Origin of the sequence: Vibrio genomosp. F10 str. 9ZD137 (assembly GCF_049974785.1) — a bacterium.
Lineage (GTDB): Bacteria > Pseudomonadota > Gammaproteobacteria > Enterobacterales > Vibrionaceae > Vibrio.
On the sequence record NZ_JBNGCJ010001026.1, the window covers coordinates 1 to 13,869 of the forward strand.

A 13,869-nucleotide genomic window follows, 5' to 3' on the forward strand; every position below is an offset into this window, starting at 1 on the left:
GAGCCGCCAGTGCAGGCAATGCTCTTGGCTATGGACGACCGTTCTTCTTAAATAACTAATTTTGACTTTTAGCAGCCTGGTTGACCTTGCTGCTAACCCATACTGATTTATAGGATAGAAAATGAAACTGTGGAAACAGATCCTGCTAGGCACCATCACGAGTTTGAGTACAGCAAGTGTCATTGCAGAGCCTGTGGCTCTGGATAAAATTGCTGTTATCGTCAACGAGGGTGTGGTACTGCAAAGCGATATTGATACTGCTTTTAAAACTCTCAAAGCCAACGCTAAAGAGAACAAACAAGCCCTTCCCACTGAAGACATTTTGCGCGAGCAGGTATTAGAAAAACTGATCATTGATACTATTCAACAGCAAGAAGCAGAGCGTCTTGGTGTACGTATTGATGATAACCGCCTCAATGAAGCGATTGCGGATATCGCAAAAAATAACCAACAAAGCATTGAAGAGCTGACGGCATCAGTGGCGGCTGAAGGGCTCACTTACGCGGCCTTTCGTGAGCAAATACGAAAAGAGATCGCCGCGAGTGAGGCACGAAATGCACTCGTACGACGTCGCATTAACATTCTTCCTGCAGAAGTGGATAACCTGGCGGATATTTTAGCGCAAGAAACCAATGCCACAGTTCAGTATCAAGTGAGCCATATTCAGCTTCGTTTCAATGACGATCAAGAAAAATCAGAGCTAGAAAAGCAAGCCAATGAATTGGTTCAGCAGTTACAAGATGGTGCCGATTTTAAAACCATGGCCTACACCTATTCAAAAGGCCCGAAAGCGCTAGAAGGCGGCGATTGGGGTTGGATGCGTAAAGAAGAGATGCCAACGATTTTTGCCGATCAAATAAAACTGCAAAACAAGGGCAGCATCATTGGGCCGTTCCGCAGCGGTATCGGTTTCCACATATTAAAAATTGATGATGTAAAAGGTCTAGAAGTTGTCGCGGTGACTGAAGTCAATGCGCGCCATATTTTGATTAAACCGACCGTGATTTTGAGCGATGAAGGTGTGCAACGAGATCTTCTAGAAATCACTAGAAAAGTCGCGGCTGGCGAAGCGACATTTGGAGAACTGGCTCAGCAATACAGTCAAGATCCAGGCTCTGCGGTACAGGATGGTGAATTAGGCTATCAAACTCCAGATCTGTATGTGCCAGAGTTTAAGTATCAGGTTGAAACGCTTCCAGTAGGGAAAATCAGTGAACCCTTCAAAACCGTTCATGGCTGGCATATTGTTGAGGTCATTGATCGCCGTGAAGTGGACAGAACCGATTCGGCTTTAAAAAATAAAGCCTATGGCATTTTGTTTAACCGTAAATTTAATGAAGAAGCCAGCGCTTGGATCCAAGAGTTACGTGCCAGTGCCTTTGTTGAAGTGGTAGAGGAACAACAAGATGACAATTAAACGTGTCGTGGTCACCGCTGGAGAACCTGCAGGTATTGGTCCCGATCTCGTTTTAGCGTTGTCCCAAGAAAACTGGAACCATCAAATCGTCGTTTGTGCCGACAAAAATCTCATTGAACAACGAGCAAAGCAGCTTGGCATAGATGTACAACTGATTGATTACACCGAATCTCTCGATATTAAGCCACAAAACTCCGGCTCACTGGTTGTTGACCATATCGCACTTGATGCCCCATGCGAAGCAGGAAAGCTGAATGAAGCGAATGGCCATTATGTATTAAAAACACTAGAAAGAGCGGCTTTAGGCTGTATGAATGGTGAATTTGATGCTATTGTCACCGGCCCTGTTCACAAGGGGGTGATTAATCGAGCTGGTGTTGCTTTTAGTGGGCATACCGAGTTCTTTGCCGAGAAGTCCAATACCCCTCTAGTGGTGATGATGTTGGCGACGGAAGGATTACGCGTTGCGCTTGTAACGACACATATTCCCCTAGCCTACGTTTCTCAAGCGGTGACAGAGCAGAGGCTTGAAAAAGTCATCCGTATTCTTCATCAAGATTTGGTTGAAAAATTTGCCATTGAGAATCCATCTATCTATGTCTGTGGGTTAAATCCTCACGCGGGTGAAGATGGGTGCCTTGGCCGTGAAGAAATAGAAACCATTACACCAACACTGAATAAAATTCGTCAAGAAGATGGGATTAATGTTATTGGGCCACTGCCTGCCGACACTATCTTCAATGAGAAATACTTACAACACGCTGATGCGGTATTAGGAATGTATCACGACCAAGTACTCCCTGTACTTAAGTACAAAGGTTTTGGCCGTTCCGTAAACATTACTCTTGGTCTACCCTTTATAAGAACATCGGTCGATCACGGTACCGCTCTCGATCTTGCAGGGACTGGCAATGCGGATACAGGGAGCTTTAAAACAGCACTGACTCACGCGATTGAATTGGTCGATAAACAACCTAATTGATGCGATAAAGCACGAAATTCGAGAAAAATATGAGAAATGATGTCCACTTGGGGCACAAAGCGAGAAAACGTTTTGGTCAAAACTTCCTAAACGATCCCTATATTATTGATGGGATTGTTTCAGGCATAAATCCTCTACCAGGTCAGAATCTAGTAGAAATTGGCCCTGGCCTTGGCGCTATTACCGAGCCTGTTGGCAGACTCGTCGATAAATTTACCGTCATAGAATTGGATAGAGATCTTGCTGAACGTCTGCGTAATCATCCAGACTTAGCGGACAAGCTGACGATTCACGAAGGCGATGCAATGAAGTTCGACTTCGAGCAATTGGTGATACCCAATAATAAACTGCGTATTTTTGGTAACTTACCTTACAACATTTCAACGCCATTGATGTTCCACCTTTTCGAGTTTCATAAAGACATCCAAGACATGCACTTTATGCTTCAAAAAGAAGTGGTTAACCGTTTAGCCGCTGGCCCAGGAAGTAAAGCCTATGGTCGACTAACGGTCATGGCGCAATACTACTGTAAAGTTACGCCGGTACTTGAAGTTCCGCCAACCGCCTTTGTTCCGCCACCTAAAGTGGATTCTGCTGTGGTTCGCCTAACGCCCTATGAGGTTCTTCCTCATCCCGCTAAGAACTTAAAGTGGCTTGATCGTGTATGTCGTGAAGGGTTTAACCAACGACGTAAAACCGTACGTAATTGCTACAAAGCATTAATGAGCAAGGAAACACTGGAAGAGCTCGGGGTAAATCCAAGTATGCGTCCTGAAAATCTAACTTTAGAGCAGTTTGTTGGTATGGCAAACTGGTTAGACGCTAACCATTCATAGCCTCTATTTGGCCTCTGTCTTTTACACCTAAGACTTTTACACATTGAAAGTTTTACAAATAATAGATAGGGGCTGAATTTTATAAGCGCACAAACTGATCGGGAGTGATCATGATTGAGCCAATTCCTAACATCAATATTCAAGTACAAACCAAATACGTAGAAGAGCAATCGACACCAAGCAAGGATGACTACGTTTTCGCTTACCTCATCACGATAAAAAATTTGAGCCCCCAAACCGTCCAACTATTAAGTCGACGCTGGTTAATTACCGATGCCAACGGAAAACAAATGTCCATTGAAGGAGAAGGTGTCGTCGGCCAACAGCCCAAGATTAAAAGCAACGATGAATATACCTACACCAGCGCAACGACAATCGAAACACCTGTCGGCGTCATGCAAGGGCACTATATTTTTATCGATCATGACGGTAATAAATTTACCACCGAGATCAGCCCTTTTCGTCTCGCTATTCCCAACATTCTGAATTAAGGATCTTTTGTGTCTACCTATATTGTTGGTGATCTTCAAGGCTGTTTAGATGAGTTTCAACACCTACTCAAGCAAGTTAATTTTGATCCAAAAATAGATAACATATGGGTTACGGGTGATCTTGTTGCACGCGGGCCAAAATCACTTGAGACACTCAGGTTCATTAAAAATTTGGGATCCTCGGCGCAAGTTATTCTGGGGAATCACGATCTGAATTTATTGGCTGTTTCTCTAGGCATCCATAGGGTTAAAGACAAAGATAAGACCGCCCCCATCTTTGAAGCCGCCGATAAAGAAGATCTTCTTACCTGGCTTAGACACCAACCACTCTTGGCTGAACATGCAGACTTTGTAATGACCCATGCGGGTATTTCACCTCAATGGGATTTAGCTCAAGCAAGATCTTCAGCAAAAGAAGTCGAATGTATTCTACAAAGTGATCAGTGGCCATGGCTGATTGAAAATATGTACAGTAACACCCCATCACAGTGGCAACCCGATTTACAAGGGATAGAGCGTTATCGCTACATTATTAATTCGTTAACCAGAATGCGTTTTTGCTTTGCTGATAAAAGCTTAGATATGGCGTGTAAGCTTCCGCCTAGTCATGTTGAACAAAGTGGTGAGACGACTTTGTTTCCGTGGTTTAAAATCAGTGACAGAATCAAGATTAACAAAACCATTATCTTTGGCCACTGGGCCGCTTTAGAAGGATATAGTGATTCGAAGGTGATTGGTCTGGATACGGGTTGCGTGTGGGGAGGAAGTTTAACCATGTTACGCTGGGAAGATAAACAGTATTTTGAGCAGCCTGCTTTTAAAGACTAAACCATTAGCTATCAACTAATGGAAAATGGGTGAAATATAATAGCCTAAACAAACCGTTAGGCTATTTAGTATGATTGCTATTACTAGGCCGTTCGCTCTAACACTGTAAATTTCATATCGTACGCATTTTTTTCGTCAGCCGTGTAATGCTCGACATAGCCTTCTTCAAAATCCGATCCCCAGCTCGGAAATTGAGTATCGCCTTCAATTTTTGCATCAATAAAGGTCACGTATAGTTTCGTTGCCATAGGCAGACACGCACTATAGATGGCGCCGCCCCCAATGATCATCACTTCATCGACATCACCGGCTTGTTTCAGGGCTTCATCAATCGAAGTGACCGTTAAAACCCCTTCAATAGACAAACTTTCATCTCGACTGATCACTATATTCTGCCTGCCTGGTAATGGACGTCCAATAGAATCATAGGTCTTTCTTCCCATGATGACAGGCTTTCCCAAAGTGCAGCGCTTGAACCAGGCGAAGTCTGCTGGTAAATGCCAAGGCATTTGATTATCTTTGCCAATAACTCGATCGTCAGCCATCGCGGCAATCATACTAATGAGCATCTCTTTGTTCCTAACTGTTTGCTATACAATGGGTTTACGACGGTAGAATAACAGGCCTGGCATTGCTAATCCAATCGCTAGCCCAGCGATAATAAACATCGCTTTCAAAAAGTTATCAAACAGGACTGCCACAAGTTCAGGAGAGTAACCCAGTTGGTTCATTTCCACGATGGCGATCATGGCTTTAAAGGCAAAAACACCCGGAACCATTGGAATCATAGCAGCGACCGTAAACACTTTTGGGTGAGCTAAAAATCGGTGAGACCAGTGAACACCGATCATGCCGACCAGCGTTGCGGCAAAAAAAGTGGCCCACTCAATAGGGACACCAAAATGCATCATGAGATAACGTGAACCATGGCCTATTGCGCCACCTAAGGCACAATAGACTAATGCTCTTTGCGGAACATTAAATACGAGAGCAAACCCAACAGCGGGAATGGCTGCAAATAGCATGTCATTTGCTAAACCTAATAAAAGCGTCATCATACTTTCAGTCATCATACTTTCAGTCATCATAAACCCCGTCATCATAAACCCCAGCCCCAAACATCCATGACACTCATCGCAGCAACAATCCCTAGGCACGTTGCTAAGGTCAATAGGCTGGCCATGACAAATCGTGCGATCCCCATATTGATGTAGCCTTTGATCATATCGGCAACCGAATTGATCAATGGAAACCCCGGAACCAGCATTAATACTGATGATGCCATCACAATAGTAGGGTGATTTCCGATAGAAAAGGAAACCGCTTGGGCTGAAATAATCGTTGTCACAAAGGCGGTCGCAGAGAAGTTGACCATAGGGTTAAAGTGACGGTGTCCAATCTCTTGCCGAACGATCATCCCCACCGAAGAAGCGATAAAAGTCATCATAAATACCGCCCAATCGCCACCCGCCAATCGGCTGAATGAAGCACAAGATAAACCTATCATCACCACAACCAACCAGCGATTATAACGCTCTGGCGTGATGTCATTAAGCTTCTTTTGAGCAAGATCGCAATCAACGATCCCTTTTTCGAGCATGATACAAATGCGTTGGATTTGAGTGATTACCCGCATATTGATCCCTCTATCTGGGCTTCGTCTCGCAGTGGTAATACAGTGATCTTGATAAACCGTTGTCACAACTAAAGAGCTAGCTGATAGCGAAACTTCGACTTCATCCATGCCTGCCGCAATACCAATTCTGTGCGTGATGCTTCCTACTAATGTGCTTTCAGCACCATGCGCCAGTAACATTTGTCCGGCTTGAGCAATAAGTCTTGAGACCGCTCGTTGGTGTTCGTCCATGAGTCCTTTCCAAAATACGATTTGAATCGCTATAGTGCCAAATAATCACACTAACCAACATGATTTAGATACAAAAAAACCGCAAAGCCTTACAGCATTGCGGTTTTCTATTCAGTATCTAACTGATAAAGAACTAACGCCGATCAGTCACGAACGTAGATAACATGTCCGTCATCTTCTTCATCATCCCAATCATCTTCATCGTCCCAGTCATCTTCAGTGACAACATTATCGCCACTCATTGCATCTTTGTGGTAATCGTCCCACATGAAATCGACTTTGTCTTCTTCATCAATTTCTTCAAGTTCACGTGGAAGCTCTTCCATAAAGTCAGCAAGTTTGTAACAAAGCTCTTGAGTACCGCTCTTATTAATCGCTGAAACTTTGAAGTAATCCCCTTCCCAAGCAAGCGCTTCAATGATCTCTTGGATCTTTTTGTCCGCTTCCTCTTCAGGCATTAGATCAACTTTGTTGAAAACTAGCCATCTTGGTTTCTCTGAAAGCTTTTCACTGTATTGCTCAAGCTCATCGATAATTGTGAGGGCATTTTGTGCCGGATCGCTTTCATCAATTGGCATGATGTCAATCATGTGGATAAGAACGCGACAACGCTCTAAATGCTTAAGGAATCGAATCCCGAGACCTGCACCATCCGCTGCGCCTTCGATCAAACCAGGGATATCAGCAACCACAAAACTCTTTCCAGGAACCACACTCACTACACCTAAGCTAGGAATAAGCGTCGTAAATGGGTAGTCAGCAACCTTTGGCTTCGCCGCAGAGACAGAACGAATGAACGTTGATTTACCTGCGTTAGGTAAGCCTAGCATACCTACATCAGCCAATAACAATAGCTCAAGACGAAGTTCACGAACCTCACCTTTGGTACCCATAGTCTTCTGACGCGGTGCCCGGTTTACTGACGATTTAAAGCGAGTGTTACCCAAACCATGCCAGCCACCTTTAGCGACCATGATTTTTTTGCCATGTTCGGCCACTTCACCAACAATTTCATTGGTATGAATATCAACCGCTCGCGTACCGACGGGTACTCGCATTACTTTGTCTTTACCGCGCTTACCGGTACAGTTTCCACCGCGACCATTCTCACCGCGTTCTGCGTCGTAAAAACGCTGAAAACGATAATCAATCAAGGTGTTCAGGTTTTCATCAGCCTGTAGATAAACGTCACCGCCATCACCGCCATCACCACCATCAGGGCCACCTTTGGTGATGAACTTTTCTCGCCAAAAACTTACGGTACCATTACCGCCATCACCGGCTTCAACTTTAACCGTTGCTTCATCAACAAATTTCATTTTAAACTCCACTCATGCACGTGGGAAATCACTACTAGTCTAGTAGACGTTAGATCATAAATCCCAGTGAACACTAGGGCCTAGGATGTAACGTCTATAAATAAAAAACCCCGCCGAATTGGCAGGGCTTTTAAATTCAGCTTGAAAGCTAATAGAAACTAAGCAAATGCTTAATTACTCGCCTTCGATGCTAACGAATTTACGGTTTTTAGGACCTTTTACTTCAAATTTCACTTTACCTTCAGTAAGAGCGAAAAGAGTATGGTCTTTACCGATACCAACGTTAGTGCCAGCGTGGAACTTAGTACCACGTTGACGAACGATGATGTTACCTGCAAGAACAGATTCACCACCGAAACGCTTAACACCAAGACGTTTGCTTTCTGAATCGCGGCCGTTATTAGTAGAACCACCAGCTTTTTTATGTGCCATTGTTAAACTCTCCTAATACTTAAGCGTTAATACCAGTGATTTTCACTTCCGTGAACCACTGACGGTGACCTTGCTCTTTACGAGAGTGCTTACGACGACGGAACTTAACGATTTTAACTTTATCGCCACGACCGTGTTGTACTACTTCCGCAGTCACTTTGCCACCTTCAACAAGAGGTGCACCAACAGCGATTTCTTCGCCGTTAGCAACAAGAAGAACTTTATCAAATTCTACAGTTGCACCAGTTTCAACGTCTAATTTCTCTAAACGAAGGGTTTGACCTTCGCTAACTCGGTGTTGTTTGCCACCAGATTGGAAAACAGCGTACATATTTTACTCCGCTTTTTCCGCACAGCATTTGGTTGTTAATTGTACAACTCGGGTGTGCGCTAAACTAATCAATAGGGCGCAGATTCTACGGGAATCATGCGGCTATGACAAGCCATATTTATAAAAAATTGGCGAAAAGCTAATCGCCAAAGAAAAGTGCGGCAATCATGCCCTTTAGTGATGTATTAATCAACGTTTTTTAGTGTATTATTCGACTACTAAAGAAGATAAGAACACCTTACAGGGTCTAACCTCAGCCGGATTTATAATGGATTTTAAAGCTATCCAAGCGCTTACTGCCGACGACATGGCAAAAGTTAATGAAACAATTCAAGCCCAACTCAACTCTGATGTATCTTTAATCAACCAGCTTGGTTTTTATATCGTCAGTGGTGGTGGGAAACGTTTACGACCGATGTTGGCCATTTTGTCAGCACGCGCCTTAGGCTACCAAGGAGAAGCTCATACAACCGCTGCAGCGTTCATTGAGTTTATCCACACGGCGACCTTGCTGCATGATGATGTTGTCGATGAATCAGACATGAGACGCGGCAAAGAAACAGCGAACGCGGCATTTGGTAATGCAGCGAGTGTTTTGGTCGGTGACTACATCTACACTCGATCATTTCAAATGATGACCAAGCTAGGATCGTTAAGGATCCTCGAATTAATGAGTGACTCTGTTAATGTCATCTCAGAAGGTGAAGTTCAGCAATTAATGAATTGTAATGATCCTGACACCACAGAAGAAAGCTACATGCAAGTTATCTACTCAAAGACCGCCCGTCTTTTTGAGGCAGCGACTCAAATTGGGGCCATTTTAAATGATGCACCAAAAGAAATAGAAGTAGCGCTACAAAATTATGGTAAATACCTAGGTACGGCCTTCCAATTGATTGACGATGTGATGGATTACACCTCTGATGGTAAAGAAATGGGTAAGAATGTAGGCGATGACCTAGCAGAAGGGAAACCGACCCTTCCACTACTCCACGCTATGCGCCATGGCAACGACCAGCAGGCAGCGATGATACGCGATGCCATTGAGCATTCGAATGGCATGGATCGCCTAAATGAAATCCTTGCTGCAATGGATCAAAGTGGATCCTTAGACTACACGACAAGTAAAGCACTAGAAGAAGCAGACAAAGCCATAGAGCAACTTTCTATACTGCCAGAGTCTGATTATAAGGAGGCGTTAATTGCTTTGGCTCATCTTGCTGTTAAGCGCACTAAATAAGTAGGCTCTTGCCTCGAACATTTTCATGATCGGTCACAAAAGAGCCTGCAGGCTCTTTTGTTTTAGGGCGTATATCCACTCCGAAGATGATTTAGTATCGACTTGCTTCTAGTGATAGTGGTAAATGTGCTTCAATTTCTTCTAGCTCTTCCATTGGCACAGCATACTGTTCATGTTCGTTATAGGTCTCTACTAACGCATATTGTTCTTGTTCATCAATAACTAAAATTTTTCCTAGACGCCCCAAATACTCGACATTCATACCTTTTTGTACACTGGCCATATATTTTTCCTCCGCTGTTTCTAACCACTTAGTTACTGCGATTAGTATTACAAGAATAGATACGGATGAATTAAGTTCTAGGATCAAAAAAGCCGACCATAATGGCCGGCTTTATCTGTGATGATCAAATGATGTGATAGTTACTGACTGGTTTGCTTCCTTACTTACTTACTTAGCAAACTCGATACCAATCTCAATATCACCATTTAGCGTTTCTAGCATACCGTCTAGTGCCGATTTTTCATAATCGCTCAATTCACCGTAGCTTAAAATAGCTTCAGCGCCATCTTTACCAAGCTTAACCGGTTGAGCAAAGAATGGAGCATGTTCACCTGAGCCTTCAACATAGGCACATTCAATAACAGACTCATCACCCTGAAGTGCTTTTACAAGCGCTAGGCCAAAACGACACGCTGCTTGCCCCATAGAAAGGGTTGCACTACCGCCACCCGCTTTCGCTTCTACAACTTCAGTACCTGCATTTTGAATGCGCTTAGTTAATGCTTCAACTTCTTCAGCAGTAAACTCCACACCTTCAACTTGAGACAATAGAGGAAGAATAGTTACGCCTGAGTGGCCGCCAATAACTGGCACACGAACATCGCTAGGATCTTTATCTTTCAATGCCGCAACAAAAGTTTCACTTCGAATAACATCAAGCGTGGTGACACCGAACAATTTACGCTTGTCATAAACACCCGCTTTCTTTAGAACTTCAGCAGCAATTGGCACTGTGGTATTTACCGGGTTGGTGATGATACCGACACAAGCTGTTGGGCAGGTTACCGCAATTTTTTCCGCCAGCGATTTTACAATCCCTGCGTTGACATTAAATAGATCCGCGCGATCCATACCTGGTTTACGAGCCACACCCGCAGAAATTAGGACAACGTCAGCCCCTTCTAATGCTGGTGTCGGATCTTCACCTGAATATCCTTTAATAGAAACAGGTGTCGGTATGTGGCTTAGATCTGCGGCAACTCCTGGTGTAACAGGAGCAATGTCATACAAAGCTAAGTCAGAACCCGCTGGAAGGCGGTTTTTAAGAAGAAGGGCTAAAGCTTGGCCAATGCCACCAGCGGCACCAATTACGGCTACTTTCATTGTTGTCTCCTTGAGATTGGATCTCTTATAAATGTTATGTAGGGGATTTTGTGATTGTTAGAATAAAAAATATATTATTCATATCTTGATTACAATCGATTAACGTCATCTTTGCGACCTAGCGCAACTCAATAAAAACGTGCTACAAGCCCCGCCAATTATGCATTTAATAACCTTAATCGACAAAGGCTTATCGCCTAAATTCAACCCTATCGAAAAATAGTGTTCAGTGACCGCTTAGACAGAATTAATGGCTAAGGTTTGGATTATTCTGCATAGCTATGCGAAGATATTCACTATCAGACCAATCATAGAATCTAAATCATGCGCAATACAGAGAAACAAGATAATTTAGTCCGTGCTTTCAAATCCCTACTGAAAGAAGAAAGATTTGGCTCTCAAGGCGATATTGTTGATGCTTTGAGAAATGAAGGTTTCGAGAATATCAATCAGTCCAAGGTTTCTCGCATGCTCACCAAGTTTGGTGCCGTACGTACTCGTAATGCGAAAATGGAAATGGTGTATTGTCTGCCAGCTGAACTCGGAGTACCCACAGTCTCCAGTTCACTTAGAGAATTGGTCTTAGATATTGACCGCAATGCGGCCATTGTTGTTATACATACAGGCCCAGGCGCTGCTCAGTTAATTGCACGTTTATTGGATTCTTTAGGAAAGTCTGAAGGTATACTGGGCGTAGTTGCAGGTGACGACACAATATTCATCACGCCTACGCTATCGGTAACCACTGAGCAGCTGTTCTTATCCGTCTGCGATCTCTTCGAATACACTGGCTAAATAGGTTTTCCATTCATATTGGTCACGAAATGACGTTTTCATTCGTGACCAAGCTCACATCTCAAGAATGTCGTAAGTAAGCCAAATAAACAGCTTAAATTATTGATATCAATAAAAAACCAACCTAAAAATCCTTTTAACCAATCGATTACAAGTCAGTCTATTCTTCTACATTTCTTAACATTGATATAATTATTCTCCTTTTTTTTGCTATTATTCAGCCACTTTTCCAGCGTACGGATTGGAAAAGATGCCGTTTCCAAACGAGGAAATTCTCAAAGCGACTACACTTGTTTTGAGGCTACTAATGAATTAAGGAAGGATTATTCATGGCATTTAAGAAACTTATTAAGATCGGTGCAATTGCCGCAGCAGTAATGGGCACAGGCGCAGTTAACGCTCAAGAATTCATCACAATTGGTACAGGTTCGGTAACGGGTGTTTACTACCCAACTGGCGGTGCAATTTGTAAGCTGGTGAATAAAGGACGTAAAGACCACAACATTCGTTGTTCAGTCGAATCTACTGGTGGTTCAATTTACAACGTGAATACCATTCGCGCCGGAGAGTTGGATTTCGGTGTTGTTCAGTCTGACTGGCAATATCACGGCTACAACGGTACAAGTAAGTTTGCAGAACAAGGTCCGTACAATAAGCTACGTGCAATGTTCTCATTACACACAGAACCTTTCAACATCATCGCTCGCTCTGATTCAGGGATCAACGGCGTTGAAGATCTGAAAGGCAAACGCGTTAATATCGGTAACCCAGGATCGGGTGACCGTGCAACGATGGGTGTGGTAATGGACGCGTTAGGTTGGACTAACGATAGCTTCAAACTCGCCTCTGAGCTAAAAGGCTCTGAGCGTTCACAAGCACTTTGTGACAACAAAATCGATGCCTTCATTTATATGGTTGGTCACCCGAACGGATCAATCAAAGAAGCAACGACATCATGTGATGCTAAGCTGGTTTCAGCAACTGGCCCTCAAATCGATAAGATTGTAGCAGACAACCCATACTACGCTTACAGCACAGTACCTGCTGGCATGTACCGTGGTACAGAAGGTGATGTCAACAGCTTTGGTGTTGCTGCAACAATGGTAACCACCACCGATGTTTCTGATGAGATCGCGTACAATGTTGCTAAAGCAGTATTCGAAAACTTCGATACCTTTAAACGCCTTCACCCTGCATTTGCAAATCTGCAGAAAGAAGACATGGTGAAAGCAGGTATTTCAATCCCTCTTCACCCAGGTGCGGAGAAGTACTACAAAGAAATTGGTCTACTAAAATAGGTCAATAACTGAGTACATCAAGGGGGCGTCATGCCTCCTTGATTATTACAACCCTATCTAGATTATCACTGCTAGAAACCTAACCTCGTTTTACATCTATAATTACAACCATTAATGCAGTGTAAGTCGACTTCAATCTGTGAGTTCACTAAACGAATCACAAGCAAAAATGCACTATAGATAAACCAGACCATCAATAATAAGGACAAAGTACATGACGCAGACAACAACACCGTCTCAAGATGTGCAAGAAATGGTGGCACAAGCCGATACTGGCGCTCGTAATCCGAAAGGCATTCCAGGGCGTATTCTTTGGTTTGTTCCATTGTGTTGGTCACTGTTCCAACTTTGGTACGCATCTCCGCTACCGTTTATTTTTAATTTTGCAGTACTTAATGACACGCAAGCCCGCGCAATTCATCTCACATTTGCCGTTTTTTTGGCGTTTACCGCTTACCCTGCTTCTAAGAATTCATCTCGGGATCAGATACCCATTATCGATTGGTTATTGGCGTTAGCAGGCAGTTTTTCCGCTGCATACATCTATCTTTTCTATACCGAGCTTGCCGAACGTTCTGGTGCACCAACAACGTTTGATATCGTCGCCGCTGTAACGGGTATGATTCTTCTTAGATCGGAAGAGCGG

16 protein-coding genes and 1 pseudogene are annotated in these 13,869 nt (G+C 43.5%); 9 read left to right on the forward strand and 8 right to left on the reverse strand.

The window, feature by feature from the left end; genetic code table 11:
- The first annotated feature begins 121 nt into the window (after window positions 1-121).
- The 5 genes from surA to apaH all read left to right on the forward strand — a co-directional run bounded on the left by surA (window position 122) and on the right by apaH (window position 4,554).
- The gene (gene surA, locus ACP45E_RS21815) at window positions 122-1,417 is read left to right on the forward strand and encodes a peptidylprolyl isomerase SurA (RefSeq protein ID WP_017038762.1); all 1,296 of its coding nucleotides are present in this window, start codon (window positions 122-124) and stop codon (window positions 1,415-1,417) included.
- Window positions 1,407-2,399: a 4-hydroxythreonine-4-phosphate dehydrogenase PdxA gene (gene pdxA / locus ACP45E_RS21820; protein ID WP_017034493.1), complete on the forward strand. Its 993-nt coding sequence runs from the start codon at window positions 1,407-1,409 to the stop codon at window positions 2,397-2,399. Before surA ends, pdxA begins: the two co-directional genes overlap by 11 nt.
- A gap of 29 nt (window positions 2,400-2,428) precedes the next feature.
- The gene (rsmA, locus tag ACP45E_RS21825) at window positions 2,429-3,235 is read left to right on the forward strand and encodes a 16S rRNA (adenine(1518)-N(6)/adenine(1519)-N(6))-dimethyltransferase RsmA (protein WP_017034494.1); all 807 of its coding nucleotides are present in this window, start codon (window positions 2,429-2,431) and stop codon (window positions 3,233-3,235) included.
- A gap of 110 nt (window positions 3,236-3,345) precedes the next feature.
- Complete coding sequence (gene apaG, locus ACP45E_RS21830; protein WP_017034495.1) at window positions 3,346-3,726, forward strand: Co2+/Mg2+ efflux protein ApaG; 381 nt, start codon at window positions 3,346-3,348, stop codon at window positions 3,724-3,726.
- A gap of 9 nt (window positions 3,727-3,735) precedes the next feature.
- Window positions 3,736-4,554, forward strand: a complete 819-nt coding sequence (apaH, locus tag ACP45E_RS21835; protein WP_017038764.1) for a bis(5'-nucleosyl)-tetraphosphatase (symmetrical) ApaH — start codon at window positions 3,736-3,738, stop codon at window positions 4,552-4,554.
- 83 nt (window positions 4,555-4,637) lie between these two features.
- Here the strand turns inward: apaH and folA are convergent, their stop codons facing one another.
- The 6 genes from folA to rplU all read right to left on the reverse strand — a co-directional run bounded on the left by folA (window position 4,638) and on the right by rplU (window position 8,503).
- A complete protein-coding gene (folA, locus tag ACP45E_RS21840) occupies window positions 4,638-5,123 on the reverse strand; it encodes a type 3 dihydrofolate reductase (RefSeq protein ID WP_017038765.1) in 486 nt (161 codons plus the stop codon).
- A gap of 21 nt (window positions 5,124-5,144) precedes the next feature.
- Window positions 5,145-5,642: a threonine/serine exporter family protein gene (locus ACP45E_RS21845; RefSeq protein ID WP_426511812.1), complete on the reverse strand. Its 498-nt coding sequence runs from the start codon at window positions 5,640-5,642 to the stop codon at window positions 5,145-5,147.
- An 11-nt stretch (window positions 5,643-5,653) separates the two neighbouring features.
- Window positions 5,654-6,421, reverse strand: coding sequence for a threonine/serine exporter family protein (locus ACP45E_RS21850; RefSeq protein WP_017038766.1), 768 nt, complete (start codon window positions 6,419-6,421; stop codon window positions 5,654-5,656).
- A gap of 143 nt (window positions 6,422-6,564) precedes the next feature.
- Window positions 6,565-7,740: an Obg family GTPase CgtA gene (cgtA, locus tag ACP45E_RS21855; RefSeq protein WP_017040718.1), complete on the reverse strand. Its 1,176-nt coding sequence runs from the start codon at window positions 7,738-7,740 to the stop codon at window positions 6,565-6,567.
- 174 nt (window positions 7,741-7,914) lie between these two features.
- On the reverse strand, window positions 7,915-8,172 hold the full coding sequence (rpmA, locus tag ACP45E_RS21860) for a 50S ribosomal protein L27 (RefSeq protein ID WP_017034501.1): 258 nt from the start codon (window positions 8,170-8,172) through the stop codon (window positions 7,915-7,917).
- Window positions 8,173-8,191: 19 nt separating this feature from the next.
- Window positions 8,192-8,503 carry a 50S ribosomal protein L21 gene (rplU, locus tag ACP45E_RS21865; protein ID WP_017038768.1) on the reverse strand — a complete coding sequence of 104 codons (312 nt, stop codon included), beginning with the start codon at window positions 8,501-8,503 and terminating at the stop codon, window positions 8,192-8,194.
- Window positions 8,504-8,771: 268 nt separating this feature from the next.
- Here rplU and ispB point away from each other — a divergent pair, with 268 nt between their 5' ends.
- Complete coding sequence (gene ispB, locus ACP45E_RS21870) at window positions 8,772-9,743, forward strand: octaprenyl diphosphate synthase (RefSeq protein WP_017034503.1); 972 nt, start codon at window positions 8,772-8,774, stop codon at window positions 9,741-9,743.
- Between the two features lie 91 nt (window positions 9,744-9,834).
- Here ispB and ACP45E_RS21875 read toward each other — a convergent pair whose 3' ends face one another.
- The gene (locus ACP45E_RS21875) at window positions 9,835-10,026 is read right to left on the reverse strand and encodes a hypothetical protein (protein WP_017034504.1); all 192 of its coding nucleotides are present in this window, start codon (window positions 10,024-10,026) and stop codon (window positions 9,835-9,837) included.
- Between the two features lie 168 nt (window positions 10,027-10,194).
- Entirely contained in the window at window positions 10,195-11,130 is a 936-nt protein-coding gene (mdh, locus tag ACP45E_RS21880) for a malate dehydrogenase (RefSeq protein WP_017038769.1), read from the reverse strand.
- 324 nt (window positions 11,131-11,454) lie between these two features.
- Between mdh and argR the strand changes: the two genes are divergently transcribed.
- The 3 genes and pseudogenes from argR to ACP45E_RS21895 all read left to right on the forward strand — a co-directional run.
- Window positions 11,455-11,925, forward strand: a complete 471-nt coding sequence (argR, locus tag ACP45E_RS21885) for a transcriptional regulator ArgR (RefSeq protein WP_017034506.1) — start codon at window positions 11,455-11,457, stop codon at window positions 11,923-11,925.
- Window positions 11,926-12,254: 329 nt separating this feature from the next.
- Window positions 12,255-13,223 carry a TAXI family TRAP transporter solute-binding subunit gene (locus tag ACP45E_RS21890; RefSeq protein ID WP_017034507.1) on the forward strand — a complete coding sequence of 323 codons (969 nt, stop codon included), beginning with the start codon at window positions 12,255-12,257 and terminating at the stop codon, window positions 13,221-13,223.
- A 214-nt stretch (window positions 13,224-13,437) separates the two neighbouring features.
- Window positions 13,438-13,869, forward strand: a pseudogene (locus tag ACP45E_RS21895) (C4-dicarboxylate ABC transporter); the annotation flags it as partial.

Excerpts from the sequence above, each read along its gene's own strand:
- surA (WP_017038762.1), top strand. The coding sequence starts at position 122 with ATGAAACTGTGGAAACAGATCCTGCTAGGCACCATCACGAGTTTGAGT.
- pdxA (WP_017034493.1), top strand. The coding sequence starts at position 1,407 with ATGACAATTAAACGTGTCGTGGTCACCGCTGGAGAACCTGCAGGTATT.
- rsmA (WP_017034494.1), top strand. The coding sequence starts at position 2,429 with ATGAGAAATGATGTCCACTTGGGGCACAAAGCGAGAAAACGTTTTGGT.
- apaG (WP_017034495.1), top strand. The coding sequence starts at position 3,346 with ATGATTGAGCCAATTCCTAACATCAATATTCAAGTACAAACCAAATAC.
- folA (WP_017038765.1), bottom strand. The coding sequence starts at position 5,123 with ATGCTCATTAGTATGATTGCCGCGATGGCTGACGATCGAGTTATTGGC.
- ACP45E_RS21845 (WP_426511812.1), bottom strand. The coding sequence starts at position 5,642 with ATGATGACTGAAAGTATGATGACTGAAAGTATGATGACGCTTTTATTA.
- ACP45E_RS21850 (WP_017038766.1), bottom strand. The coding sequence starts at position 6,421 with ATGGACGAACACCAACGAGCGGTCTCAAGACTTATTGCTCAAGCCGGA.
- cgtA (WP_017040718.1), bottom strand. The coding sequence starts at position 7,740 with ATGAAATTTGTTGATGAAGCAACGGTTAAAGTTGAAGCCGGTGATGGC.
- rpmA (WP_017034501.1), bottom strand. The coding sequence starts at position 8,172 with ATGGCACATAAAAAAGCTGGTGGTTCTACTAATAACGGCCGCGATTCA.
- rplU (WP_017038768.1), bottom strand. The coding sequence starts at position 8,503 with ATGTACGCTGTTTTCCAATCTGGTGGCAAACAACACCGAGTTAGCGAA.
- ispB (WP_017034503.1), top strand. The coding sequence starts at position 8,772 with ATGGATTTTAAAGCTATCCAAGCGCTTACTGCCGACGACATGGCAAAA.
- ACP45E_RS21875 (WP_017034504.1), bottom strand. The coding sequence starts at position 10,026 with ATGGCCAGTGTACAAAAAGGTATGAATGTCGAGTATTTGGGGCGTCTA.
- mdh (WP_017038769.1), bottom strand. The coding sequence starts at position 11,130 with ATGAAAGTAGCCGTAATTGGTGCCGCTGGTGGCATTGGCCAAGCTTTA.
- argR (WP_017034506.1), top strand. The coding sequence starts at position 11,455 with ATGCGCAATACAGAGAAACAAGATAATTTAGTCCGTGCTTTCAAATCC.
- ACP45E_RS21890 (WP_017034507.1), top strand. The coding sequence starts at position 12,255 with ATGGCATTTAAGAAACTTATTAAGATCGGTGCAATTGCCGCAGCAGTA.